This window comes from Flavobacterium chungbukense (assembly GCF_020805785.1).
Taxonomy (GTDB): Bacteria; Bacteroidota; Bacteroidia; order Flavobacteriales; family Flavobacteriaceae; genus Flavobacterium; species Flavobacterium chungbukense.
The window spans coordinates 65,941-89,125 of record NZ_JAJGZV010000012.1; the positions used below are offsets into that span (position 1 = coordinate 65,941).

A 23,185-nucleotide genomic window follows, 5' to 3' on the forward strand; every position below is an offset into this window, starting at 1 on the left:
AAACAAAATAACCGATGAAAAATAAAATCAACTTTGGAGCCATTATAGTTTATTACGTAATTGCAATTATTTGCAGATACGTTGCTGTAAAAACCGATTTATTGGCAGGAGTCGAAAGTGAGTATTTAAAAATTCTACTTCGTGGCGTTGGTCCAGCAATTGGTGCTTTTGCTGCTATAAAATTATTTGCGCTTAATAATCCGCTTTCTTTAAAAGGAATTTATAAAACGGTTCTTGTTCCGTTCGCTGTTTATTGGATACTTCCTGTTGTTTTAATTTCTAGCGTTTATTATTTTACGTTGGGTAAATTTCCAATTTTATTAATGTTTACTATTGTAGTTTATGGTTTATTGGAAGAAATTGGCTGGCGTGGATTTTTACAAAACCAATTAAAATCGCTTCCTACATTCTACTCTACAGCAATTATTGCCATTCTTTGGTTTGCGTGGCATCTTAATTTAGAAATGACTTCAAACAATTTAATTTTCTTAGTAATTATCTTTTTTGGCGCGTGGGGAATAGGAAAAGTATACACAAAAACTGGTTCGTTATTGGCTGTTGCTGGAGTGCATTCTTTAAACAATTTCTTTGTAAAAGGCGTTCACGAAACAGAATTACTTATAATCCTAGCTTTATTAGCCATTTGGATTAGTTTCATTATTATTTATGATAAAAAAACTAAAGCGCTAGTAAGTCAGACAAATTAATATTTTAAAAATAAATGAAAAACTGCGTAAAGTTCTAATTGGCTTTGCGCAGTTTTTATTTTTAATAGTTATTTAATTCAATCTTTCCTTAGTTTCTGTTCGCAAACAATATTCACTTCCCAAATAAAGTGGATTGCCATGTTTTTCAGACCAAAATCCGTCTAGAATATCTTTGTTGATACATCTGTAAACCGCAACTCCTTTATACGTTTTATGATCATCTCCTTTGTACCTAAAATTAATGACTAGAATATTGTCTTTAAAAAAACCAGTTCCTTTTTGTATTTGCGAGTTATTGATAATCCATTCTGCTTTAATTCTATTATTTTGATCTAAAGCCAAAGTCAAAAGGCCTTTATAAGTAATCTCATTACTCTCATCTTGATTGCTTCCTGAAATAGCATAATTTCCAACTAAATCTTGTATTGTCATTCGTTATTACTATAAATTAAAAAGTAAAATTACTTCGAATGGCAAAGATAAAGTATCAATTTACTTCTGAAAAGCAAAAGCTTTAGAAAACTTCATTTTAAGGTTGTAATGAAAATTTAGCAACTGTAAATGAGAATCGTATAAAATAACTCTAAAGCTAATTTTTAATTTTAATACTATAAGTTTTCAGATTTATTAATTAAAAGAAATTCATTATGATAGCAGATAGATACACCAATTTCGAAGATGAAAATCAAAACTTTTCAGAACAATATAAAGATCCATTCGATGAAAAATTTCTTTTCGAAGAAAAACAATCCAGCGATAATGATTATTTGAATAAAGAATTTTCAGATACGCAGAACAAAGACGATGATTTTGATTTCGAGCAAAATACGCCAGAAAGCGATTTAGATGATGATATCGAAGATTTGGATGAAAACGATATGGATGACGATCTAGTGGAACGTTACGATGAAAATGATCGCGAGCCAGAAACATTTAGCGATGACGGTTATAAGATCGATTAATTTATAAAAACAAAAAAAAATGCTGTCCATAAAGACAGCATTTTTTTTATTCGAGAACAGGTTTTGCAACAATATCTCTTAACCTGTATTTAATGAAAATTACAAATAGAATCGAAACAATTACAAGCAGTGATAAATCTGCAACACCCAGTAAAAGCTGTGATTTTACTTCAAATAAATTTGCAAATCCGTAGCTAAAGACAGAACTAATCATGTACATCACGCCACCAGTTAATCCGCTTGCTACTCCAGCATTTTTGGTAAAACGAGTCAGACAATAACCATAAATGATGTTAAAGATAAATCCGCCTGCGATATGAATTCCAATAATAAAACCAACTAAAGTATACAGATTGCTTGCTGTAGAAGCTGTAGAAATCATCAGTAAAACTAAAATAATCTGTATGGCAAATGCAGTTCCTACTTTTTGCACCAAAGGTTTTTTAATCATCGATTTTGCAATTATTCCTCCCGTCATTAAAGAAAAACCAGACAATAGCGAACTATATCCTGTTGTAATGGCAGAATGACCGAAAACGCGTTCTATAATAAACGGACTTGATAAACTGTAAACAAGCACGATTCCAAAACAAATTCCGATCATAAGCAAACCTAAAGTAAAGTCGGGAGTTTTTAGCATATCTGTATAGGTTTTGGCAATTGTTTTAAGTTTAAAAGGCTGATAATGTTTTAAAGATTCTCCGCTGTAAATCAATTCTAAAATCAGGAATACTAATGAAAGTCCGCCGAGAAAATAAAAGTTCGATCTCCAGCCAAAACTGTTTTGTAAATAACCCCCTAAAAACGGAGCCATAATCGGTGCACAAGCCCAAATGATCGAAAATAAACTTATATAGCCTTTTAGTTTTTCTCCCGTAAATAAGTCTACAAAATAAGCGCGTTTCCCGACTACAATTAAAGCAATTGTAATTCCTTGAATAATTCGCATGGCATAAATAACATAAATATTCGGCACCAAAGCAATAACAAAACTTGTGACAGAAAATATCGCAAGAGAAGCCAAACTTATTTTATAACGCCCAAAACTATCCAAAATACTTCCGATAAAAAACTGGCTGACTCCAACGCTAAACATAAATAAAACTAGAGAAAGCTGCACCGCCGCAGGCGAAACCTGCAGATCATTTGCCATTGCAGGAAGAGACGGCAAATAAATATCGGTGGCAAAGCCAGACAAAGGAATCAAGGCAAGGGCTAATAATGTACTAAAGCCCTTGTGGTTTTCTTGTAAAATTTTCATTTTTGGTAAAATTATGCTCCATGAGCTTCATCGGAAACCGATTTCCATTCAGCAAAACTTGCAAGACGTTCTTCGTATACTTTTTTAACCGCAGGATAAGCAAACGATCCGAATAATAATCGCAATGGCGGATTAGCATTGTCGACTAAGTTGAGAACCACATTTGCCGTTGCTTGCGGATTTCCGAAAATACCTGGTGTTGAAACAGCTTCATTAAAACCTGCTTTAACTGCATCATAAGCGGGCAAACTTTTAGTCTGAAAAGCCGATTCTCCAGACCAATCTGTAGTATAACCATTTGGCTCAATCAAAGTAACATTAATTCCAAAATCTTTTACTTCTGAAGCTAAGGTTTCGCTCAAACCTTCAACCGCAAATTTCGATGCATTGTAAAGTCCTAAAACGGGTAATGTAACCAAACCTAAGAAACTTGAAACCTGAATAATATGACCGCTTTTTTGTTCGCGCATAATCGGCAATACCGCTTGTGACAACCAAAGAACACCAAAGAAATTAGTTTCCATTTGATTTCTTGCTTCTTCTTCAGAAGTTTCTTCAACGGCTCCAAACAAACCATAACCTGCATTGTTGATTAAAACATCAATTCTTCCAAAATGTTCTTTTGCCTGATTTACCGCTTCAAAAGCAGCTTTACGGTCATTAACATCTAACTGAATCGGAAGAACTAAATCTCCAAATTCTTTTTTTAGATCTTGCAGCGCTGCTGTATTTCTTCCGGTCGCTACTACTCTATCACCACGTTTTAAAAAAGCTTCTGCCCAGATTCTTCCAAATCCTTTTGTGGCTCCTGTTATTAAAATTACTTTTGACATTGTTTTCTATATTTAAATTATTGAATTTTTATTTTAAAAAAGACCGAACGGTCTAAAATTGAACAAAAAAAATATGTTAGATCACATATCTTTTAAAATCGTTTTTAATGCTTTCTAACACTACATCCATTTGTTGCGTTCCTACTATTTTGCCGCATAGAATTGCTCCTTCAACCAAAGCAAAGATTTTTACGCTAAATTCATCGACATTCAAATCTGGTGACAATTCTTTATTTTTAATTCCTTCTTCTAGAATGGTAAAATATCTTTTTTGAGCAGAAAATGCCGCTTTCTTTACATGTTCTTTCATCAACGGATTCGTATCATCTGCCTCTGTACCAAAATTTAGAATCGGACAGCCTTCCATCATACATTGATCGTTTTTATAAACATCAAGCAAATTAAAAAGCTTTTCTTGAGCCGATTTTCCTTGCGCAACTGCCATATCTAATTTATTAGCCAATTGACCTCTGAGGTATAAAAAAGCTTCCATACAGATTTCTTCTTTGCTTTCGAAGTTGCCGTAAATTCCACCTTTAGCCAATTTAGTAGCTTCCATAATATCACTCATCGAAGTTCCCGCCATTCCCTTTTTATTGATAATGGGAGCCGCTGCTTCAATAATAAATTGTCGTGTTCTTTCTGCTTTACTCATGGTCTTCTCATTTTGACAGGACAAATATAGACCGAACGGTCTAAAATAAAAAATCTTTTAACATTTATTTTAAAAAGCATTTTATTTTTATAAAAAAAGCTGAACGATATTGTTCAGCTTCCTTTAATAAATAAAAGAGTTATTACAAAAGTCCTTCTGTTTTGGTCAAAAAACTATTCACAGCTTCTTTGATGTCAATTCCAGATCTTTCTGCGATGACAATAAGCCACCAAATATTTTCACCCAATTTATGTTTCAGCTCAGTTTCAGAATCTAGTTTGGGCCAGCGTTCTTGTTGTGACATTACATTTCTGCCAATTAATCCGGCATCAGTCAAGTAAGCCAAAGCATCTTCCTCTACATTCCATTTACTTCCGTGATGATGCAGTTCCAATTCATGATATTTTTTTCTGATTTCCAGAGAACGCTCAATAATCTCGTCAAATGTTGTGCTCATAATTTCTTTTTTTAATGAATTAAATCTGCTATCGCGAAGATTATTTTTTCGTTTTTAAATTTTAAATCAAAGATTCCTCCTAATTTTCCTTCTGAAAAATCTCCTGTAAATTCGACTTCTAGATGAACGTTTTCTTCATCTTTTATATCCAAATTTACCAATTGTGTATTGGTATTATAACCAATAAAATAGCTCTCAAAATAATCCTTAATTCCCTTATGACCAATAAATTTTCTTCCGACTGAAGGATCGTCTAAAATTGCATCGGAACTATAAAACTCAAGATACTTTTCGGCATCAAAGTTATTGCTGGCAATAAGCCACTCGTTTATAAAATGATGTATGTTCATTGTATTTTCTTTAAATAATTTAACCTAATTCAATAGGCTTTTTTTGTAATCTGAAGGAGATAGATTGGTTTTGCTTTTAAAAAGCTTATTAAAAGACTGCGGATGTTCAAACCCCAAATGATACGCAATTTCAGCTGTTGTCATTTCGTCTTGTGCCAGAAATTCTTTGGCTTTTTCGATTACTTTTTCATGGATAAACTGCTGTGTATTTAACCCAATTAAATTTCGAAGTAAATCGCTTAGATAACGAGGCGTTACGTTTAGACTTTCTGCCATAACATTTACCGAAGGCAACCCTTTCATTACCGCTTTATTTTCTATAAAATAAGTTTCTAATTGTTCTTCTAACTTAGATAAAAGATCATTATTTACCGCTTTTCGCGTAATAAACTGGCGATCGTAAAAACGATTGGCATAATTCAGCAGTAATTCGATCTGCGAAATAATAACATCTTGACTGAATTTATCAATTCGTTCATTCAATTCGTCTTGAATAAATTGATAAATACTTAAAATGGTTGTTTTTTCTTTTTCAGAAAGATAAAGTGCTTCGGCAGCAGAATAACTAAAAAAGCCATATTGCTTTATTTGTGAATCTAATGCATACGAACGAAGTAAATCAGGATGAATATGCAATGACATTCCTTCGTAATTGGCTTCTTCTTCCTGCATGCGCAATAATTGTCCTGGCGCAACAAAAGACATTCCGCCTTCTTCAAAATCATAAAATCCTTGACCGTATTTTAGTTTTCCAGAAAATTTAGTTTTAAAAGAGATTTTATAAAAATTCAGAATAATTCCTCCCTCCAAATCGGCTGGATCAAATTTGGCTTCTCCATAGTTTATGATACTAATAAGCGGATGAAGCGGCGCTGGAAGTCCCATTGCTTTGTGCAATTGAGATAATGAATTGAATATAACGGGTTGTTTTTTCATTTCTAACAAATTTAATCATTTCTGATGCTTAGAAGTCTTTTGAGTTACATTAAAAATTGAGTACGCATTTTTTGAAATTGATTTTCTGGCGTTACAGACAAACGTTCGTTATACAACTCATTAGCATCTTTTCCAGCGATATATCGCAATTGATTTTTTTCATCTGTAGCGGCGTCATAAATAATCTGTGCTACTGTTTCAGCTTTTGTATAATTGGCAATTTGTTCTTCGCTGTAACCTTCGCTTACTTTCTTAATTAACTGCTTATACGCTACATGCAATCCGCCTTGTAAAGATCTTCCAGCAAAATCGGTCTGCATTCCGCCCGGCGCGACCACTTTTACTTTGATTCCGAATTGCGCTAATTCATAAGCCAAACCTTCAGAAAATCCGTCAACGGCAAACTTTGAAGCGTTGTAAATTGAACAGGTTGGATAACCTAATAAGCCAAATGTTGAGGTAATATTAATGAAAGTTCCGCTTTTTCTTTCTCTAAAATAAGGCACAAAAGCCCTTGAAACATTGATTACGCCAAAAAGATTCGTCTGAAGCTGGTTCTCAATTTGTTCTTCGCTAAAAGATTCTAAAGGGCCAATCAAACCATATCCTGCATTATTCAAAACAACATCAACATTTTCTGTTGCTAGAACTTGATTTATGGTTTGTTTTATCTGTAATGAATTAGTTACGTCTAGCGCAATAACTTTTACATTTTCTAAACTTGTTAATTCTGTTTCCTTTTCTGGCTGACGCATGGTTGCGATAACACTCCAACCTTTTTCTTGAAATAATCTAGCCGCAGCTTTTCCTAATCCTGATGAAGCTCCTGTAATAAAAATGGTCTTTTTCATATTTACTGTGTTTAAGTCGAAATTACCTCAGCTCTTCATCTATTTCATATAAAATACAACGAGCATTTCATAAAATAACGAAATATCGTAAATGAAAAAGTTTCTAAAATTTAGAAATCCCTTTAAAACAAAGGCTTTAAGGATTAAGGCATATTAATTGGCTATTGTTTGGCATCTACATTCAAACTTAAAAAATGCTAAACATGAAAACACATCCAGAATAAAAAAATAGAGGAAATTTTCACTTCTTAATCTAGGTTAATCGATGCAGGTTTCATTCTCCAATACATTTGCATCATACTAATACAAAAACAAACAATCTAACAATAAAATAATTCAAATTTTAAACTTTATTAAAACATTTAACTAAAAAGATAAAATAATATTAATCTAAAAATCAAAATCATGAGCACATTTACAGTAAAAGACGGAACAGAAATTTATTACAAAGATTGGGGAAATGGACAACCAATTGTTTTTCATCACGGTTGGCCTTTATCAAGTGACGATTGGGATGCACAAATGATGTTTTTCTTAAAACAAGGTTATAGAGTTATTGCTCACGACAGACGCGGACACGGTCGTTCTGGTCAAAGTTCTGAAGGAAACAACATGGAAACTTACGCATCTGATATCGCTGAATTAACGGCAGCTTTAGATTTAAAAGATGCTATTCACGTAGGACATTCTACTGGTGGCGGTGAAGTAATTCGTTACGCTGCAAAATACGGAAAAGGCCGTGTTGCAAAAGCGGTAATTATTAGTGCAGTAACTCCAATCATGATTTTAAACGAATCGAATCCTGAAGGTGTGCCATTATCCGTTTTTGATGAAATCAGACAAGGAACCGCTTTTAACAGAGCACAATATTTTTACGATTTTCCAATTCCTTTTTACGGATGGAATCGCGAAGGACAAACTGTTCAAGAAGGTATCAAACACAATTGGTGGCGTCAGGGAATGATGGGTTCTGTTTTAGCGCATCATGACGGAATTAAAGCATTTTCTGAATCTGATTTTACAGAAGATTTGAAAAGTTTAGATATTCCAGTTTTAGTTTTACACGGAGAAGACGATCAAATTGTTCCTTACGCTCAAGCGCCTAGAGCGGCAAAACTACTTAAAAACGGAAAATTGATTTCATATCCTGGATTTCCTCATGGAATGCCAACTACAGAGGCCGAAACAATCAACAACGATATTCTTTCTTTCATAAAATAATTAATCATAACTGCCTGCAAAGGTTTCTTTTCGGGCAGTTTTAATCTCTTCAAATTATGAGTTTATTTCAACAACCCTCTTTTGACACCGTTACCGAAGCTTTACAATGGCTGAGTACGCAAGGTTTTACAGAAAACTTTAATCTCGATACCAATTGTATTCGTTACAACAATAACACCCAAAGTATGTCGCCGGAAGAATTCAAAATTGAATATTTATTCCGATTTGAAGGCGATACCGATCCAGGAGACGAAGATATTGTATACGGCATTACTTCTGAAACTTACAATCTAAAAGGCGTTTTAACTAGCGCTTTTGGAATCTATGCCGACACGGTTTCTACCGAAATGATTAAAAAACTTTCTACTCATTCTTAAAAACGGCATAATGGCTTAATAAAATTACGATATATCGTAAACCTTTTTTAGCCCTTAAAAACCTAAAACCTTATTCAACAACAAATTAAAAGTTTGGCATTTCATTGGCTTAACTCATTATAAATCTTAAAAAATAAATATTATGAAACCATCAGTTAACTTATTATCACCAGACAATCACGCTTTAGTATTAATCGATTTTGAAGGACAAATGGCTTTTGCTACAAGTAATATTCCGTTGAGCGAATTGCGTACCAATGTGGCGATCATTTCTGGAGCTTCTAAAATCTTTAATGTGGCTACAGTTGTAACAACGGTTGCCGAAGAAAGTTTTTCTGGCCCAGTTTTTCCTGAATTAGAAGAATTTTATCCTATTGCAACTTCTGGATATATTGACAGAACAACAATGAATACTTGGGAAGACGAAAATGCTTATAAAGCTATTGTAGCAAAAAATAAGAAGAAAATAGTTCTTGCCGGATTATGGACAGGAGTTTGTATCGTTGGACCAGCTTTATCAGCTATCGAAGAAGGTTACGAAGTTTATGTAATTACAGATGCCTGCGGTGATGTAAGCGACGAAGCTCATGAACGTGCAGTTCAAAGAATGATTCAAGTTGGAGTGCAACCTATTACTTCTATCCAATATTTATTAGAACTTCAAAGAGATTGGGCTCGTGAAGAAACTTATGTTCCTGTAACCAACTTAATGAAAAAATACGGTGGTTCTTACGGATTAGGTATTCATTACGCACACAACATGATAAAACACTAATCTGACTAATTCAATCTATTATAAATTCCTTACCCCTCATTATGTTGGAATCATCAAAATCCATATCGAAAAACGTCAAGTTACTTGTTCTTTTTCTCTTCATCGGGAATCTAGCATTGGCGCAAAACTTCAAACTTTTGCGTTATGACGAAAATTACGAATTCTTAAAAGACTCTTCCAGAAACTTTTATGAGAATTTAAAATTTATTCCTTTAAACAAAGAGAAAAATTTTTACCTGTCTTTTGGAGGCGAAGCAAGATATGAATACGTTGATTTCAACAATGAAGATTGGGGCAGATTAAATATTGGTCACAACAATTTCTTGCTCCAGCGCTATGATCTTCATGCCGATATTCATTTAGGAAAAACTTTTAGAGTATTTGCTCAATTGAGAAGTGCCTTGCAAGATGGCCGAATTAACGGTCCAAGAGGTATTGATGAAGATCAGCTGAATGTGCAGAATTTATTTTTGGATGTAAATGTCTGGCAGCAAAAAGAAAAAAAAATAACTGTTCGCGCTGGAAGACAAGAATTAGATTATGGTTCTGGAAGACTGATTTCTGTGCGGGAAGGTCCGAATGCGAGATTGTATTTTACAGGAGGAAAAGTAATGTATTCTTCTGCAAGAGTTTCGGTTGATGCCTTTGCCATGATGGCAGACACAGTTTATAAAGGCGTTTTTGATAATAAAATGTCAAAACAATTGAATCTATGGGGAGCGTATTCTAAAATAATTTTTCCGAAAGCTGGAAATCTTGATCTCTATTATCTCGGAATAAGAAGAGATGAATCGCTTTTTGAAGAAGGAATTGCGCCAGAAAGAAGACATACAATTGGTACAAGACTTTGGAAATATGGCGGAGGTTTTATTTACAACTTAGAAGCGGCTTATCAATTTGGAACTTTCGGATCAGGAAAAATTAACGCTTGGACAGGATCTATTGACATTGGATATTCTTTTGAAAACATAAAATTCAAGCCAACGATAAATCTTCGAAATGATTATATCTCAGGAGATAAAAATCAAGGCAACGGAAATCTTCAAACGTTCAATCCGTTGTATCCAAAAGGAGGATATTTTGGTTTCAGTCCGCAAGTTGGTCCGGTAAACCTTATCGATATTCATCCGTATGCGACGATGGATTTACTTTCGAACTTAAAGATGCAGGTCGATGTGGTTTTAAACTGGAGATATTCAACTCAAGACGGAGTTTATAGACCAAGCGGAATGCTGAACCTTCGCGGAAGCGCTTCTGACGAAAAATACATTGGAACAGCTTATTTAGCCAACTTTACGTATAGCGTAAACAAATATATTTCGGTTGTTAGCGGTATACAGTACTTTAAAACAGGTGCTTTTATCAATGACATAATTCCGAACTCTAAAGACGGTGTTTTCTTTAACGCCCGATTGGGATTCAAATTTTAAAACTAAACAATTAATTTTTTAAACACATAGAAACATAGTTTTTTCTCTACTTAGAAAAAGCAGATAAGAACATTAACAATTGTTAATTATCAATTTAAAAAACATGTCTCTATGTGTTTAAATATTTCTCACCACAAAAAACTTTACAATGAAAACAAACACTTCAACATACAGATTTAGATATTCGTATCTGATTCTCTTAATCATAACCTTTAATGCATTTGCACAAACTGCTTCAATCGGTTCTACAGTTACTTGGGGAAAAGTAGACGGAATTGCCATCAACGGATTGGTTCAAGGACCATCTGCCGCAGAAGCAGATTTACAAGTTGCCTGTGTTTTCGAATATACGGAAGGCGATATTTTCAACCCTCCTGCTCTTCCTGCAAACCTCAACGGAATGGTACATTTAGACGATGCTTTAAAAGGTATTATTACAGAATTAAGAAAAAGCGGAAAATTTACAGGTCATTCGCTTGAAACCTTATTGATTACACCTTCAAAAGGAACTTTAGCATCCAAACAATTATTATTAATCGGATTAGGAGATCGAAATAAATTCAACCCAGATTTAATGATTAGCGTTGGAAGTACTGCAATGCGCGAAGCCTTACGTTTAGGCGTTTCCAATTACTCTTTTGCAAGTGATATTAAAGATGCTGGAATCGATTCTCCAACAGCTTTGGTTGCTGAAAATGTCGTTTTAGGTTCGTTTGAAGCCTATAGAACGCAAACCTATTTAAAGGAAAAAAAATTAGCCAGCTATAAACCTTTAACAAAAGTGATACTGCTTGCAGGACCTGCATTTTACAATGTTGCAGGAGAAGGAATTAAAGAAGCCATAGCAAAATTGAACTCTAAATAACGAAATGATGAAAGCAGATTTAATTTTATTCAACGGAAAAATTCATAGTTTCAATGCTGAAACTCCTAATATTACTGCGGTTGCCATAAAAGACGGAAAATTTATTGCAGTTGGAAATGATAGCGATATTATGAGTTTTGCTTATGAGGAAACCAAAATAATCGACCTTCAGAACAAAAGAGTTGTTCCTGGAATTAACGATTCTCACATTCACCTGATTCGCGGTGGATTAAATTACAATTTAGAATTACGTTGGGATGGCGTGCCTTCTTTGGCTGATGCGCTTCGAATGCTGAAAGAGCAAGTAGATCGTACACCAAATCCGCAATGGGTTCGTGTGGTTGGCGGCTGGTCTGAGTTTCAATTTGCTGAACGCAGAATGCCCACTTTAGAAGAAATCAATGCTATTGCGCCTGATACTCCAGTGTTTATTTTGCATTTATATGACAGAGCAATCATGAACAGAGCGGCTTTAAGAGCAGTTGGTTACAACAAAAATACGCCTGCTCCTCCAGGTGGCCAAATTGAACGAGATTCAAACGGCGAACCAACCGGACTTATTATTGCTACTCCAAATGCAATGATTTTGTATTCGACTTTGGCTAAAGGTCCGACGCTTTCTTATGAGCATCAAATCAATTCGACACGTCATTTTATGAAAGAATTGAACCGTTTCGGAATAACGAGTGTTATTGATGCTGGCGGTGGATTTCAGAATTTTCCAGATGATTATAAAGTCGTAAATGAATTGAATGAAAAGAAACAATTAACGGTAAGAATTGCTTACAATCTTTTTACACAAAAACCAAAACACGAATTTGAAGATTTTAACGATTGGATTGATACCGTAAAATTATATCAGGGAGACGATATGTACCGTCATAACGGAGCTGGAGAAATGCTGGTTTTTTCTGCCGCCGATTTTGAAGATTTCTTGCAACCAAGACCAGATCTTCCAGAAAACATGGAAGCAGAACTAGAAAAAGTAGTTCGCCTGTTGGTAGAAAACCGCTGGCCGTTTAGACTTCATGCCACTTACAACGAAAGCATTACACGATTTTTAAATGTTTTTGAAAAAATCAATCAAGACGTTCCTTTCAATGGTCTTCCGTGGATATTCGATCACGCTGAAACGATTGATGAAAGAAACATCGAACGTGTAAAAGCTTTAGGCGGCGGAATTGCTGTACAAAGCAGAATGGCGTATCAAGGAGAATATTTCACCGATCGTTACGGAGCAAAAGCTGCTGAAAACACACCGCCAATTAAAAAAATGCTGGAAATGGAAGTTCCTGTTGGCGCGGGTTCAGATGCTACACGCGTGAGCAGTTACAATCCGTGGGTTTCGATGTATTGGATGACAGTTGGAAAAACAGTTGGAGGTTTACAATTATACACTGAAACGAGATTGAACAGACAAACTGCTTTAGAGTTGTACACTCGAGGAAGCGCTTGGTTTTCGCAGGAACAAAATAAAAAAGGAGATATTAAAGTGGGAATGTTTGCCGATTTAGTCGTTTTAGATCGCGATTATTTTACTATTGATGATGAAGACATTAAAAAAATAGAAGCTGATTTAACGATTGTTGATGGAAAAATTGTCTATGCCAATGGAGATTTTTCTTCTTTTTCGCCGCCTCATATTCCGATTTTGCCGGACTGGTCGCCAACAAATATTTACAACGGTTATCCAGTAAGAAGCAGTTTGCAGAGTGCGATTGAAAAAAATACAAAAGCAGATGCCAAACCAAAACTGACTTCGCAGATTCACAGTTGTAGCGGAAGTTGTGATGTTCATGCTCACAGTCACGATATTGCTAGAATGAGTAATGTTCCTGTCAATAATTATAATGCATTCTGGGGCGCTTTGGGCTGTTCTTGTTTTGCCTTTTAAATTTTATAAAAATGATCGAAATTATAAAACAAATATTGAATTCCGATTTAGGAAGTTCTTTTAATAATGGAGCGCTTTTAGTCTTTAGAATTTTACTTGCTATTGAACTTTTCAGAGTACATGGAATGAAGAAATTCAGAGTTGAAAATGGACAGAAAGAACACGTTCCGAATCCGCTTCATCTGCCTGAAAAACTAAACGGGTTAGTTGCTACATTTTCTGATACTGTTGTGCCGTTTTTTATCATTCTGGGACTTGGAACACGCCTTGCTGTTCTTCCTACAATTGGAGTGACAGCTGTAGGATATTTTGTGGTACACAGAAAAGATTCGCTCGAAGTACGCGATGTTCCTTACATGTACACTTTATCGCTTTTACTGCTTCTCGCACTTGGTGCCGGAACTTATTCACTTGATGCTTATTTATTAACGCTTATAAACAATTAATTTAAACACATAGAAACATAGCTTCGTCAACTTTGACAAAGTTCTCACAAAGAGCTATGTGTGAGAAACTAGTTTCTTTCGATATCCTTTTTCAAAGTCAAAGAAAATCTATGTCTCTATGTGTTTGATTACTTAAAATATTACTCATTAAACCTAATTTAAAATGAAAACTAACATCGGAATTAAACAAGAAAACATCTCAAAAGTAGTAGACGTTTTAATTAAAATTCTTGCAGACGAATTTGTACTTTATACCAAAACAAAAAGAGCACACTGGAATGTTGAAGGTCCAGATTTCTATAACAAACATCTTTTCTTCGAACAACAATACGATGCTATTGACGAAATTGTTGATACTGTTGCAGAAAGAATTCGATCTTTAGGTCATTATACGCCTGCAACTTTAAAAGATTTTTTAGCGGTGACACATCTTACAGAAGAATTACAGGAGAAAAATGATGCAAACGGTTTTATAAAAGAATTGCTTTTAGACCATGAAAGTATTGTTATTTATCTGCGCGAAAACATTAACAGTATAGCAAACGAACTGCAAGATGCGGGAACAAGTGATTTTATCACGGGATTGGTAGAAACTCATGAAAAAATGGCTTGGATGCTTCGTGCACATTTAAAATAAAATATATGGAACTACAACAAAAAAATATCTGGTACGTAACCCTATTGCTTACCATAATAGCAGGATATTGCGATACCGTAACATTTGTCGCAGCCGATTCGATATTTTCGGCGCACGTTACGGGAAACTTTATTGTCTTTGCTTATCAAATTATCAAAGGTTCAGATCTGCATGCGTGGATAAAGCTGCTGACTTTTCCAATTTTTATAATAGCTGTAATTACCGGTGGAAGAATTGCTTTGAAAGCGACCAATCGTTATACCATTTTATTTTGGGAAGGCCTATTATTGGTTTTGAGTGGCATTGCTTCTTATGTTTTCGGTTATTTAGAAAACTTCTCCGAATGGACCATGTATGCCGTTGCAATGACAACTGTATTTGCAATGGGACTTCAGAATGCTTTTGGAAAGCTTTACGCGAAAGAGACTCACGGTCCAACAACTATGATGACGGGAAATGTGACACAAGCTTCTCTTGATTTAGGAAACTTATTAAAAAACGGATTGAAAGACGCAGATGTTCTTTTAAGTTTTAAGAAACAATTAGTTACCATAATCGGATTTCTTGTGGGTTGTTTTCTGGGTGCGGTGGCTGGAAAGTTTTTCGGATTAGGAACTTTAATTCTCCCTGGAGCGGCAATGATTATTTGTTATTTATACCATCGAGAAAGCTAGACAAACACGGATTTTGGATTGCAGATTTCTGATAATATAGTATCTTTAAAAAATGAATTTCATCCCTATTATTTCTGTCAAAAACCACGTACGCGCCTTATTTGCAATGACTTTATTTTTAGTTGTAAATTATGGAACTTCGGCGCAATCCAAAGAAAACCCTGATGTCTTAAAAAATAAAATTGCTAAAGCTGAAAGCGATCCTAAAAAGGTCGAATTACTTTTGGCTTTAAGCGATTATTATCTGACAAAAACTGGAGAAGATAAATCTGATCTTGATAACGCAGATCGTATAAATACACAAGCAAGCTTATTAAGCGACCGATTAAAATATAAACTCGGAAAAGGAAAATCAATTCTTTTAGGAGCACAGATTTATAGAGAAAAAGGCGATTCAGAAAATGCTTTAGAAAAAACAAAAAACGCGATCGTATATTCTAAAAAAAATAATCTAACAGAATTACAAGCAAGCGGTTACGCTGAATTATCCATTTATGATGCAGAACTGGAACAGAAAGCGAAGTATAAACAAATGGCAATTCTGCTTTATAAAAAAGCTGGCGCCAAAGAACAACAAGCCACTGTTCTAAAAGATCTTGGTGAACTATACAGCAGCAATGAACAACCTGATAAAGCTGAACCTTTTTTAAAAGAATCTCTTGAAATTTATAAAGCAATAAAATTTAAAAGTTTGCAAGGGCTTTATAATATTCTTTCTGAAGTCTACACACAAAAGGGCAATTTTTCAGAAGCCTTAAAATGCGGGCTTCTTGCAGAAAAAATCGCTTTGGAACTCCATGATAATACTTTGCAGTTAAGTTCTATTTACAATCATGTTGCACTGGTTTACTATTACTTACGCCAGAATGAAAAAACCGAAGAATATTGGAATAAAGCATTAAAAATTGCCAAAGATTATGATGATGCAGAATACATAAGAACCATTGCTGATAATCTTAGCTCCTTATATATTCGTCAGAAGAAAGAAAACGAAGCTCTAAAACTTATAAAAGAAATGCAGGACAATTATCCTACTTCAAATATGGAGAGAATAATGACCGAGAATTATCTTTTATTTAATATCTATAGAATACAAAAAAACAATGCCAAAGCAACTTTCTATTATAAAAAAATGGTTGCTCATTATGGTGAAAATGCGGACAGAAACGGAAACACTTTTGCTGTTTTAAGAAGTTTTGCTTCCTACCATTATCAAGTTAAAAACTTTACCGCATTTTACCCGATAATTAAAAAATTAGATTCGGTTTCTGCGGCAATCGGAAATAACAATATAAGATCTGAAAGTCACCTGATTTGGTTTAAAGCCGATTCATCTCGGGGCGATTATATCAGTGCGATAAACCATTATCAGCTGTACAAAAGTCTTTCTGATTCGGTTTTTAAAGGAGAAAAAAGCAAACAGATCAACAGTCTTCAAATCGAATTTGAAAGCGAGAAAAAAGATAAAAACATCAATTTGCTTCAAGAACAGGCAAAAGTACAGCAAATTCAAATTCAGAAAGATACGGTTGTAAAATATGTTTTTATTGGAAGTGTAATTGTATTGATACTTTTTCTTGGACTTCTGTACAACAGTTTTAGATTAAAAAAGAAAAAGAACGAAGAACTAGAAATACAGCGTCAGCAGATAAATGAACAAAATGAATTGAACAAAAAAATGCTTATTGAAAAAGAATGGCTTTTAAAAGAAATTCATCATCGTGTTAAAAATAATCTTCAAATTGTTATCAGTTTATTAAATACACAATCGGCTTATTTGGATAACGAAGATGCTTTAATGGCAATTCAAAACAGCCAGCACAGAATGCATGCCATGTCACTGATTCATCAGAAATTGTATCAATCTGATAATCTGGCCAATATTGATATGTCCTGGTACGTTTATGAATTAATCAATTACATGAAAGAATGTTTTGATACCGATCGAAATATCAATTTTGTTTTAGAAGTCGAAAAAACGTATCTTGATGTTGCACAAGCGGTTCCACTTGGATTAATTATAAATGAAGCGATAAATAACGCAATCAAATATGCTTTTCCTGAAAACCGAAAAGGAGAAGTTATCATCGTTCTTAAAAATATTGGAGAAAGCAATTACGAACTGCAAATTGCAGATAATGGAGTTGGTCTTCCAGAAGATTTCGAAAATACCGAAAGAGATTCTTTAGGTATGAATTTAATGATGGGATTAAGTGATCAAATTGATGGAACTTTTGAAATGAAGAACGATAACGGATTGAAAATCACAATTACTTTTACAAGAAACACAGAATTTGAAGTTACTGCAGAGAATTCTTAACAGGATATAAATCAAAGAATGAAGGAGAAAATTTTAATTGTTGAAGATGAATTTATTGTGGCAAACGATTTAAAAATCATGTTACAAAAAGCAGGATATCAAGTGGTGGGTATTGCTTCTTCTGTGGTTCAAGCTCGAAAATTAATAGAAGATAAAAAACCAGAATGGATCTTGCTGGATATTATGTTAAAAGGCGATTTAACTGGAATTGATCTAGCTTGGGAATTACGAGAAATGCATCTGCCCTTTTTATATATTTCGGCAAACACCAATCAAAGTACGCTTGAAGCCGTAAAAGCAACACATCCCTATGGTTTTATGGTAAAACCTTTTAGGGAAAGAGATCTTATTGTAATGCTCGACATTGCCAAATATAGATTTAATGAAGAAAATGGAAGTTTGGGCGAAGTTAAAATCGATTCGCAAATTCAGGAAATTGAAGGAATTGTCGGCAATAGTCCGCTTTTGAAAGAGGTAATTGAAAAAATAAAAATTGTCGCCCCAGCTGAAACTTCTGTTTTGATTTTGGGTGAAAGCGGAACGGGAAAAGAAAGAGTTGCGCATTCTATACATGATCTTTCGGAACATTCATCCAATCCGATTGTAATTGTAAATTGTGCTGCTTTACCACAATCTTTAATCGAATCGGAACTTTTTGGTCATGAAAAAGGAGCTTTTACTGGAGCCAATTCAGTACGAATAGGAAAGTTTGAACAAGCCAATAACGGAACTATTTTCTTAGATGAAATCGGAGAATTACCATTAGATTCTCAAGTAAAATTATTGCGCGTTTTGCAAGAAAAAGAGATTCAAAGACTTGGAGGCAATAAAACGATTAAAATCAATGTTCGTATTGTAGCCGCAACCAATAGATCTTTAGAAAAAGAAGTTGCAGAAGGACGTTTCAGACTTGATTTATATTATCGTTTAAATGTCTTTCCGATACAATTGCCAACCTTAAAAGAACGAAAAGAAGATATTGAAGCTTTGGCCAATCATTTTCTAAAGAAATATGCCGCAAGCTCAAAAAGAAATGTCAACAGTATTAGTCCAAACGCTTTAGCACAATTAAAAAAATACGATTGGCCAGGAAATATTCGTGAATTAGAACATTTAATAGAAAGAAATGTGCTGCTTGCGAAAACAACTGAAATTGAAAATTTTGATCTTCCGTCAAATACTTCTGCTCCGTTTGAAGTCGCTTCTACAGGAAAAATGAAATCTATGGAAGAAATGGAAAAAGAACATATTATGAATGCACTGCAGCTTTGTGACGGAAAAGTTTCTGGTCTTGGCGGCGCTGCAGAAATGCTGAAAATGCAACCACAGACTTTGTATTCAAAAATGAAAAAATTAGGTATAAAACAAGGATATAATTAATCTACATTAAGTAGACTTAACTGTTAGTTTAACGAACTTTGTGGTTATAAACCAAGACATAAAAAAATAAACATGGAAACAATAAAATTAGAATTAGACGAAAAAAAACACGGCGCATTCAATCTTTATGTTGATGATAAAAAACTAGGAGAAATGACGGTAAGTCTAAAACCCGATTTACTAACAGTTTACCACACTGGCGTTGAACCAGAAGCGGAAGGAAAAGGATATGCAAAAAAACTTTTAGAAGAAATGGTGGCGTATGTTCGTGCTAATAATTTGAAAGTTTTAACACTTTGTCCTTATGTGCATGCCCAATTCAAAAGGCATCCGGATGAATATGAAGACATTTGGAAAAAATAATTTTTCTTGACCCCGAATTTCTCCAAAGTTTGTCATTTCGACGAAGGAGAAATCACACTAGAAACTCCGCATGCAGAATCACCAATCTTTGTCGAGCTTCTCGTGGAGATTTCTCCTTCGTCGAAATGACAAGATTGTGTGAAATCTGCGTGACAAAAAACTTTTATAAGACATTCAAAAAAATATATTATGAATACAGAAATAATAACAGACGGCCTACCTTTAAATGAAGCCAAAAAAGCACTCATCATGATTCACGGACGTGGTGCGGGCGCACATGATATTCTTTCGATTGCGAAACATCTTAAGGTACAAGATTTTGCTTTGGTTGCGCCTCAGGCAGAAAATAGAACTTGGTATCCATATTCGTTTTTAGCGCCTCTTAACGAAAATGAACCTTCATTTTCAAAATCACTTGAAGCAATTCATCAGGTTGTGGTCGCTATTCAGCAAAATGGTATCGAAAAAGAAAATATTTATTTCTTAGGATTTTCTCAAGGCGCATGTCTTGCTTTGGAATTCACATCAAGAAATGCGGCAAAATATGGCGGAATCGTAGCTTTTACAGGCGGATTAATTGGTGATCAGGTTTATGAAAACCATTATTCTGGAAATTTCGAAAATACTCCCGTTTTTATCGGAACCAGTGATCCCGATTTTCATGTTCCTGTAGAAAGAGTAAATGACACTGAAACGCTGATGACAAAATTAGGCGCAGATGTAACTAAAAAAATCTATCCAAATATGGGACATACCATCAGTCAAGATGAGGTAGATTGCGCAAATGCATTGGTTTTCAATAAAAAATAATGATTACGATAACGCGAGTTTACAGCGATAAAAACGGAGAAAGTCATTTTGAAGATTTTGAAGTTCCATTAAAAAACAATGGCGATATCGGTTTTTTATCTGATGATGAACCTGTCAAATCTATCGTTTTTAGAGAAGTTAGTCCTTCTTATGATTACGATTTTCATAATGCACCAGACCGTCAATATATTGTTTTATTGGAAGGCGGTGTAGAAATAGAAACTTCTTTAGGAGAAAAAAGAACATTCCCTACTGGTTCGATTTTATTGGTTGAAGACACCACAGGAAAAGGACACAAAACAAAAAATATTGAGCCCAAACTTCGAAAATCAATATTTATAAAATTTTAATTTAGATACTAGATCAAGAAAAAATTTAACCGCAAAGCATGCAAAGATTTTTTCATACTATTTATAGCATTCTAAATATAAAGTTCGCAAAGCTTTGTTTAAAAACTTTGCGAACCTTGCGTAAATCCTTGCGAGCTTTGCGGTTAACAATTAACATCAATTACAAAATCATAAAAATGGAAAAAGAAACCGTAAGAATAGAAAACTTCAGCGATGCCGTATTTGCCATTGCCATTACACTTTTGGTTTTAGATCTTCATGCGCCAGAAATAAATACAGTAAAAAATGGTACAGAATTATTAGCATTTTTAAAAAGTGAATGGACAACATATTTGGCTTTTACGCTTTCTTTTTTCAGTATTTTTATCATGTGGGTCAACCACCACAAGATTTTTAAGCAGATTTACAGCCGAAATACCGCTATCATGTTTTCAAACGGATTGATTCTTTTTCTAGTTACAGCCGTTTCTTATCCTACAGCTTTATTGGCTCGTTTTTTTGAAGGTGAAGCTTCAACTATTGCTGTAGCGATTTATACTGGAATTTTTGTACTGATTAATATTTCTTATAATTTACTATGGTTTATTGCCAGTCATAACAAGAAATTATTGCGTCCAGAAATTACAGATTCGGCAATCAAAAAAATTAGAAATAATTATTTATACGGATTTCCAACCTATTTAATTGCATTTGCAATCTCATTTCAATACCCAGCTATTGCCTTAACAATCAGTATGCTTTTATTGATTTACTGGGCTATTTCATCGGGAAAAATAAATATGAATCAACACTAAATTAGTCTAAAAAATGTTCTTTTTTTATTCCTAGTTTTTGCATTCTAGATGTTAAAGTGGTAGATGGCAAACCCAGTAAAAAGGCAGCTCCTTGCGGACCAGAAATCCTTCCGTTGCATTTTTTTATGACTTTTAAAATATGTGCTTTCTCCACTTCTTGCAACGTTTTAATTTGAAATTCTGTTTTGGAAGTTTCCGATGTTTTGATAAAAATCTCAGGAAAAGTCATTTCTCTAATCCTATCTTCTTTTGCAAACAAAACACTTCTTTCTACCATATTTTCCAACTCTCTAACATTTCCCGGCCATGCGTTTGCCATCATTTCGTTTAGTATTTTTTTAGAGAAACCATTTATCTTCTTTCCAATTTTTTCTGAGTGTTTTTCTAAGAAAAAATTTCCCAGAACCTCGATATCTCCTCTACGGTCGCGCAAAGCCGGAATCGGAATCGGATAAACATTTAGACGATAATACAAATCACTTCTAAATCGTTCTTCGGCAACTTCTTTGTGAAGCGATTTATTGGTTGCTGCAATTACTCTTGCATTTATTTTAATGCTTTTATTTCCGCCAATTCTTTCAATTTCTTTTTCTTGTAAAACACGAAGCAGTTTTCCCTGCAATTCTAAAGGCAGTTCTCCAATTTCATCTAAAAAAATAGTGCTGTTTTCTGCTTGTTCAAACTTACCTATTCTTTGTTCGGTTGCTCCTGTAAAAGCGCCTTTTTCATGTCCGAACAATTCGCTTTCAATTAAGTTTTCTGGAATTGAAGCGCAATTTACTTTCACCATTCTATTATTAGAAACTTGGGATAGATGATGAATTGCATTTGCTACTAGTTCTTTTCCTGTTCCTGTTTCACCAAAAATTAAAACCGTGGCATTTGAAGAAGCTACTTGCGAAATCAATTCGTATACTTCTTGCATTGCGTCGCTGTTTCCGACAATTCCATAAAAACCATCATTTTTAATTTCGGTTCTATCTTGATTATTTGTTGAAGAATTGCTTTTGAGTTTTTTTAATTCAACAAGATTACTTTCATATTCTTCGGTCATTTTAATATTTCTAATCGTAATAGAAAGCTGTGCTGCAATTCCTCTCAAAACACGATTGGATTCTCTGGTAAAAGTTTTGGCATTTTTAAAAAAAAGGAAAAGTGCATTTCGGTTTCCTTTAGTATGAGGAAGACAAATTCCGATGGCATTTTTAAAACCTTTTTTATGTATGTTTTGAATGTAATCTGGATTTTTTTGATCTTTAGTCAAATCGAAAAAAACCGTATCGGCAGAATCCAAACAGAGATTAAAAAATCCGTCGTTTAAAACATAGTCTTTTAAGTCGGTATTTTTATTTGAAGATTGATAGAAAATTTGATATTCCGATTCGTCTTCATTTGAAGAAGTCAAGATAAAATCATCAAACAGAAAGTTATCTTTTACTGTTCCGTTTACAACAGCATCAAATTCCTCTTTATTTACAATTGAAGAAAGTGCCGTACAGATAGATAAAATCAACATTTGTTCTTGTTCTGTTTCCTGCAATCGTTTCATCAGGATTGCAGTTTTATCTGTTGATTTTTCCATAATGGTAATTCTTGTGATATTTTTTATGCGTGGTAGCGTAAATTTAAGAAATAGCCTTTATTAAATAACTATCGATTTTCTAAATATGAGATATTAGATTCATAAAATTACGATATATCGTATAATCGAAAAGTTATTTTCTTTCAAACCCCCTTATTAAACAACACATTAGCCTAAATGGAATATTATTTGGATATATCATGGCACGCCAGAAATTAACTGTTTTTTATTTCTTAATCTAGGTTAATCGATGCA

26 protein-coding genes are annotated in these 23,185 nt (G+C 34.1%); 17 read left to right on the forward strand and 9 right to left on the reverse strand.

Going from position 1 to position 23,185, the window contains the following annotated elements; translation table 11 throughout:
- Positions 1-14: 14 nt before the first annotated feature.
- Positions 15-707 (forward strand): CPBP family intramembrane glutamic endopeptidase, encoded by a 693-nt coding sequence (locus LL966_RS22055; protein WP_229356301.1) that lies wholly within the window; start codon positions 15-17, stop codon positions 705-707.
- Between the two features lie 72 nt (positions 708-779).
- Here LL966_RS22055 and LL966_RS22060 read toward each other — a convergent pair whose 3' ends face one another.
- Positions 780-1,139: a hypothetical protein gene (locus tag LL966_RS22060; protein ID WP_229356302.1), complete on the reverse strand. Its 360-nt coding sequence runs from the start codon at positions 1,137-1,139 to the stop codon at positions 780-782.
- Positions 1,140-1,354: 215 nt separating this feature from the next.
- On the opposite strand from LL966_RS22060, the gene LL966_RS22065 reads away from it, so the two are divergent.
- The gene (locus tag LL966_RS22065; RefSeq protein WP_229356304.1) at positions 1,355-1,669 is read left to right on the forward strand and encodes a hypothetical protein; all 315 of its coding nucleotides are present in this window, start codon (positions 1,355-1,357) and stop codon (positions 1,667-1,669) included.
- 46 nt (positions 1,670-1,715) lie between these two features.
- Here LL966_RS22065 and LL966_RS22070 read toward each other — a convergent pair whose 3' ends face one another.
- The 7 genes from LL966_RS22070 to LL966_RS22100 all read right to left on the reverse strand — a co-directional run bounded on the left by LL966_RS22070 (position 1,716) and on the right by LL966_RS22100 (position 7,012).
- A complete protein-coding gene (locus LL966_RS22070) occupies positions 1,716-2,930 on the reverse strand; it encodes an MFS transporter (protein ID WP_229356306.1) in 1,215 nt (404 codons plus the stop codon).
- An 11-nt stretch (positions 2,931-2,941) separates the two neighbouring features.
- Positions 2,942-3,763 carry an SDR family NAD(P)-dependent oxidoreductase gene (locus LL966_RS22075; RefSeq protein WP_229356308.1) on the reverse strand — a complete coding sequence of 274 codons (822 nt, stop codon included), beginning with the start codon at positions 3,761-3,763 and terminating at the stop codon, positions 2,942-2,944.
- Positions 3,764-3,839: 76 nt separating this feature from the next.
- Positions 3,840-4,418 (reverse strand): TetR/AcrR family transcriptional regulator, encoded by a 579-nt coding sequence (locus tag LL966_RS22080; protein ID WP_229356310.1) that lies wholly within the window; start codon positions 4,416-4,418, stop codon positions 3,840-3,842.
- A gap of 142 nt (positions 4,419-4,560) precedes the next feature.
- Positions 4,561-4,875 (reverse strand): nucleoside triphosphate pyrophosphohydrolase family protein, encoded by a 315-nt coding sequence (locus LL966_RS22085; protein ID WP_229356313.1) that lies wholly within the window; start codon positions 4,873-4,875, stop codon positions 4,561-4,563.
- An 11-nt stretch (positions 4,876-4,886) separates the two neighbouring features.
- Positions 4,887-5,225, reverse strand: a complete 339-nt coding sequence (locus LL966_RS22090; RefSeq protein ID WP_229356315.1) for a nuclear transport factor 2 family protein — start codon at positions 5,223-5,225, stop codon at positions 4,887-4,889.
- A 24-nt stretch (positions 5,226-5,249) separates the two neighbouring features.
- Positions 5,250-6,161 (reverse strand): helix-turn-helix domain-containing protein, encoded by a 912-nt coding sequence (locus tag LL966_RS22095; RefSeq protein ID WP_229356316.1) that lies wholly within the window; start codon positions 6,159-6,161, stop codon positions 5,250-5,252.
- Positions 6,162-6,205: 44 nt separating this feature from the next.
- The gene (locus tag LL966_RS22100) at positions 6,206-7,012 is read right to left on the reverse strand and encodes an SDR family oxidoreductase (RefSeq protein ID WP_229356317.1); all 807 of its coding nucleotides are present in this window, start codon (positions 7,010-7,012) and stop codon (positions 6,206-6,208) included.
- A gap of 405 nt (positions 7,013-7,417) precedes the next feature.
- Here LL966_RS22100 and LL966_RS22105 point away from each other — a divergent pair, with 405 nt between their 5' ends.
- The 15 genes from LL966_RS22105 (at position 7,418) to LL966_RS22175 (ending at position 21,348) form a co-directional block, all read left to right on the forward strand.
- Positions 7,418-8,233: an alpha/beta fold hydrolase gene (locus LL966_RS22105; protein ID WP_229356318.1), complete on the forward strand. Its 816-nt coding sequence runs from the start codon at positions 7,418-7,420 to the stop codon at positions 8,231-8,233.
- A 56-nt stretch (positions 8,234-8,289) separates the two neighbouring features.
- Positions 8,290-8,610, forward strand: a complete 321-nt coding sequence (locus tag LL966_RS22110) for a phosphoribosylpyrophosphate synthetase (protein WP_229356319.1) — start codon at positions 8,290-8,292, stop codon at positions 8,608-8,610.
- Between the two features lie 142 nt (positions 8,611-8,752).
- Positions 8,753-9,385 (forward strand): hydrolase, encoded by a 633-nt coding sequence (locus tag LL966_RS22115; RefSeq protein WP_229356320.1) that lies wholly within the window; start codon positions 8,753-8,755, stop codon positions 9,383-9,385.
- Between the two features lie 137 nt (positions 9,386-9,522).
- Entirely contained in the window at positions 9,523-10,815 is a 1,293-nt protein-coding gene (locus LL966_RS22120) for an alginate export family protein (RefSeq protein WP_229356321.1), read from the forward strand.
- Positions 10,816-10,963: 148 nt separating this feature from the next.
- A complete protein-coding gene (locus LL966_RS22125; protein ID WP_229356322.1) occupies positions 10,964-11,680 on the forward strand; it encodes a M17 family peptidase N-terminal domain-containing protein in 717 nt (238 codons plus the stop codon).
- 7 nt (positions 11,681-11,687) lie between these two features.
- Positions 11,688-13,574 (forward strand): amidohydrolase, encoded by a 1,887-nt coding sequence (locus LL966_RS22130; RefSeq protein WP_229356323.1) that lies wholly within the window; start codon positions 11,688-11,690, stop codon positions 13,572-13,574.
- Positions 13,575-13,585: 11 nt separating this feature from the next.
- Complete coding sequence (locus tag LL966_RS22135) at positions 13,586-14,020, forward strand: DoxX family protein (RefSeq protein WP_229356325.1); 435 nt, start codon at positions 13,586-13,588, stop codon at positions 14,018-14,020.
- A gap of 163 nt (positions 14,021-14,183) precedes the next feature.
- Positions 14,184-14,657, forward strand: coding sequence for a Dps family protein (locus LL966_RS22140; protein WP_229356327.1), 474 nt, complete (start codon positions 14,184-14,186; stop codon positions 14,655-14,657).
- A gap of 5 nt (positions 14,658-14,662) precedes the next feature.
- On the forward strand, positions 14,663-15,331 hold the full coding sequence (locus LL966_RS22145; RefSeq protein WP_229356329.1) for a YoaK family protein: 669 nt from the start codon (positions 14,663-14,665) through the stop codon (positions 15,329-15,331).
- Between the two features lie 52 nt (positions 15,332-15,383).
- Complete coding sequence (locus LL966_RS22150) at positions 15,384-17,651, forward strand: tetratricopeptide repeat-containing sensor histidine kinase (RefSeq protein ID WP_229356331.1); 2,268 nt, start codon at positions 15,384-15,386, stop codon at positions 17,649-17,651.
- 18 nt (positions 17,652-17,669) lie between these two features.
- Positions 17,670-19,031, forward strand: coding sequence for a sigma-54-dependent transcriptional regulator (locus LL966_RS22155; RefSeq protein ID WP_229356333.1), 1,362 nt, complete (start codon positions 17,670-17,672; stop codon positions 19,029-19,031).
- Between the two features lie 72 nt (positions 19,032-19,103).
- Positions 19,104-19,394 carry a GNAT family N-acetyltransferase gene (locus tag LL966_RS22160; protein WP_229356336.1) on the forward strand — a complete coding sequence of 97 codons (291 nt, stop codon included), beginning with the start codon at positions 19,104-19,106 and terminating at the stop codon, positions 19,392-19,394.
- Positions 19,395-19,583: 189 nt separating this feature from the next.
- A complete protein-coding gene (locus LL966_RS22165; RefSeq protein WP_229356337.1) occupies positions 19,584-20,204 on the forward strand; it encodes an alpha/beta hydrolase in 621 nt (206 codons plus the stop codon).
- Positions 20,204-20,554 carry a cupin domain-containing protein gene (locus tag LL966_RS22170; RefSeq protein WP_229356338.1) on the forward strand — a complete coding sequence of 117 codons (351 nt, stop codon included), beginning with the start codon at positions 20,204-20,206 and terminating at the stop codon, positions 20,552-20,554. The genes LL966_RS22165 and LL966_RS22170 overlap by 1 nt, the downstream gene beginning before the upstream one ends.
- A 176-nt stretch (positions 20,555-20,730) precedes the next feature.
- A complete protein-coding gene (locus LL966_RS22175) occupies positions 20,731-21,348 on the forward strand; it encodes a TMEM175 family protein (RefSeq protein WP_229356340.1) in 618 nt (205 codons plus the stop codon).
- 1 nt (position 21,349) lies between these two features.
- Here LL966_RS22175 and LL966_RS22180 read toward each other — a convergent pair whose 3' ends face one another.
- Positions 21,350-22,930: a sigma-54 interaction domain-containing protein gene (locus tag LL966_RS22180; RefSeq protein ID WP_229356342.1), complete on the reverse strand. Its 1,581-nt coding sequence runs from the start codon at positions 22,928-22,930 to the stop codon at positions 21,350-21,352.
- Positions 22,931-23,185: the final 255 nt, after the last annotated feature.

Bases quoted from the DNA above. Each gene is read 5' to 3' on its own strand.
- LL966_RS22055 (WP_229356301.1), top strand. From the start codon at position 15: ATGAAAAATAAAATCAACTTTGGAGCCATTATAGTTTATTACGTAATT.
- LL966_RS22060 (WP_229356302.1), bottom strand. From the start codon at position 1,139: ATGACAATACAAGATTTAGTTGGAAATTATGCTATTTCAGGAAGCAAT.
- LL966_RS22065 (WP_229356304.1), top strand. From the start codon at position 1,355: ATGATAGCAGATAGATACACCAATTTCGAAGATGAAAATCAAAACTTT.
- LL966_RS22070 (WP_229356306.1), bottom strand. From the start codon at position 2,930: ATGAAAATTTTACAAGAAAACCACAAGGGCTTTAGTACATTATTAGCC.
- LL966_RS22075 (WP_229356308.1), bottom strand. From the start codon at position 3,763: ATGTCAAAAGTAATTTTAATAACAGGAGCCACAAAAGGATTTGGAAGA.
- LL966_RS22080 (WP_229356310.1), bottom strand. From the start codon at position 4,418: ATGAGTAAAGCAGAAAGAACACGACAATTTATTATTGAAGCAGCGGCT.
- LL966_RS22085 (WP_229356313.1), bottom strand. From the start codon at position 4,875: ATGAGCACAACATTTGACGAGATTATTGAGCGTTCTCTGGAAATCAGA.
- LL966_RS22090 (WP_229356315.1), bottom strand. From the start codon at position 5,225: ATGAACATACATCATTTTATAAACGAGTGGCTTATTGCCAGCAATAAC.
- LL966_RS22095 (WP_229356316.1), bottom strand. From the start codon at position 6,161: ATGAAAAAACAACCCGTTATATTCAATTCATTATCTCAATTGCACAAA.
- LL966_RS22100 (WP_229356317.1), bottom strand. From the start codon at position 7,012: ATGAAAAAGACCATTTTTATTACAGGAGCTTCATCAGGATTAGGAAAA.
- LL966_RS22105 (WP_229356318.1), top strand. From the start codon at position 7,418: ATGAGCACATTTACAGTAAAAGACGGAACAGAAATTTATTACAAAGAT.
- LL966_RS22110 (WP_229356319.1), top strand. From the start codon at position 8,290: ATGAGTTTATTTCAACAACCCTCTTTTGACACCGTTACCGAAGCTTTA.
- LL966_RS22115 (WP_229356320.1), top strand. From the start codon at position 8,753: ATGAAACCATCAGTTAACTTATTATCACCAGACAATCACGCTTTAGTA.
- LL966_RS22125 (WP_229356322.1), top strand. From the start codon at position 10,964: ATGAAAACAAACACTTCAACATACAGATTTAGATATTCGTATCTGATT.
- LL966_RS22130 (WP_229356323.1), top strand. From the start codon at position 11,688: ATGAAAGCAGATTTAATTTTATTCAACGGAAAAATTCATAGTTTCAAT.
- LL966_RS22135 (WP_229356325.1), top strand. From the start codon at position 13,586: ATGATCGAAATTATAAAACAAATATTGAATTCCGATTTAGGAAGTTCT.
- LL966_RS22140 (WP_229356327.1), top strand. From the start codon at position 14,184: ATGAAAACTAACATCGGAATTAAACAAGAAAACATCTCAAAAGTAGTA.
- LL966_RS22145 (WP_229356329.1), top strand. From the start codon at position 14,663: ATGGAACTACAACAAAAAAATATCTGGTACGTAACCCTATTGCTTACC.
- LL966_RS22150 (WP_229356331.1), top strand. From the start codon at position 15,384: ATGAATTTCATCCCTATTATTTCTGTCAAAAACCACGTACGCGCCTTA.
- LL966_RS22155 (WP_229356333.1), top strand. From the start codon at position 17,670: ATGAAGGAGAAAATTTTAATTGTTGAAGATGAATTTATTGTGGCAAAC.
- LL966_RS22160 (WP_229356336.1), top strand. From the start codon at position 19,104: ATGGAAACAATAAAATTAGAATTAGACGAAAAAAAACACGGCGCATTC.
- LL966_RS22165 (WP_229356337.1), top strand. From the start codon at position 19,584: ATGAATACAGAAATAATAACAGACGGCCTACCTTTAAATGAAGCCAAA.
- LL966_RS22170 (WP_229356338.1), top strand. From the start codon at position 20,204: ATGATTACGATAACGCGAGTTTACAGCGATAAAAACGGAGAAAGTCAT.
- LL966_RS22175 (WP_229356340.1), top strand. From the start codon at position 20,731: ATGGAAAAAGAAACCGTAAGAATAGAAAACTTCAGCGATGCCGTATTT.
- LL966_RS22180 (WP_229356342.1), bottom strand. From the start codon at position 22,930: ATGGAAAAATCAACAGATAAAACTGCAATCCTGATGAAACGATTGCAG.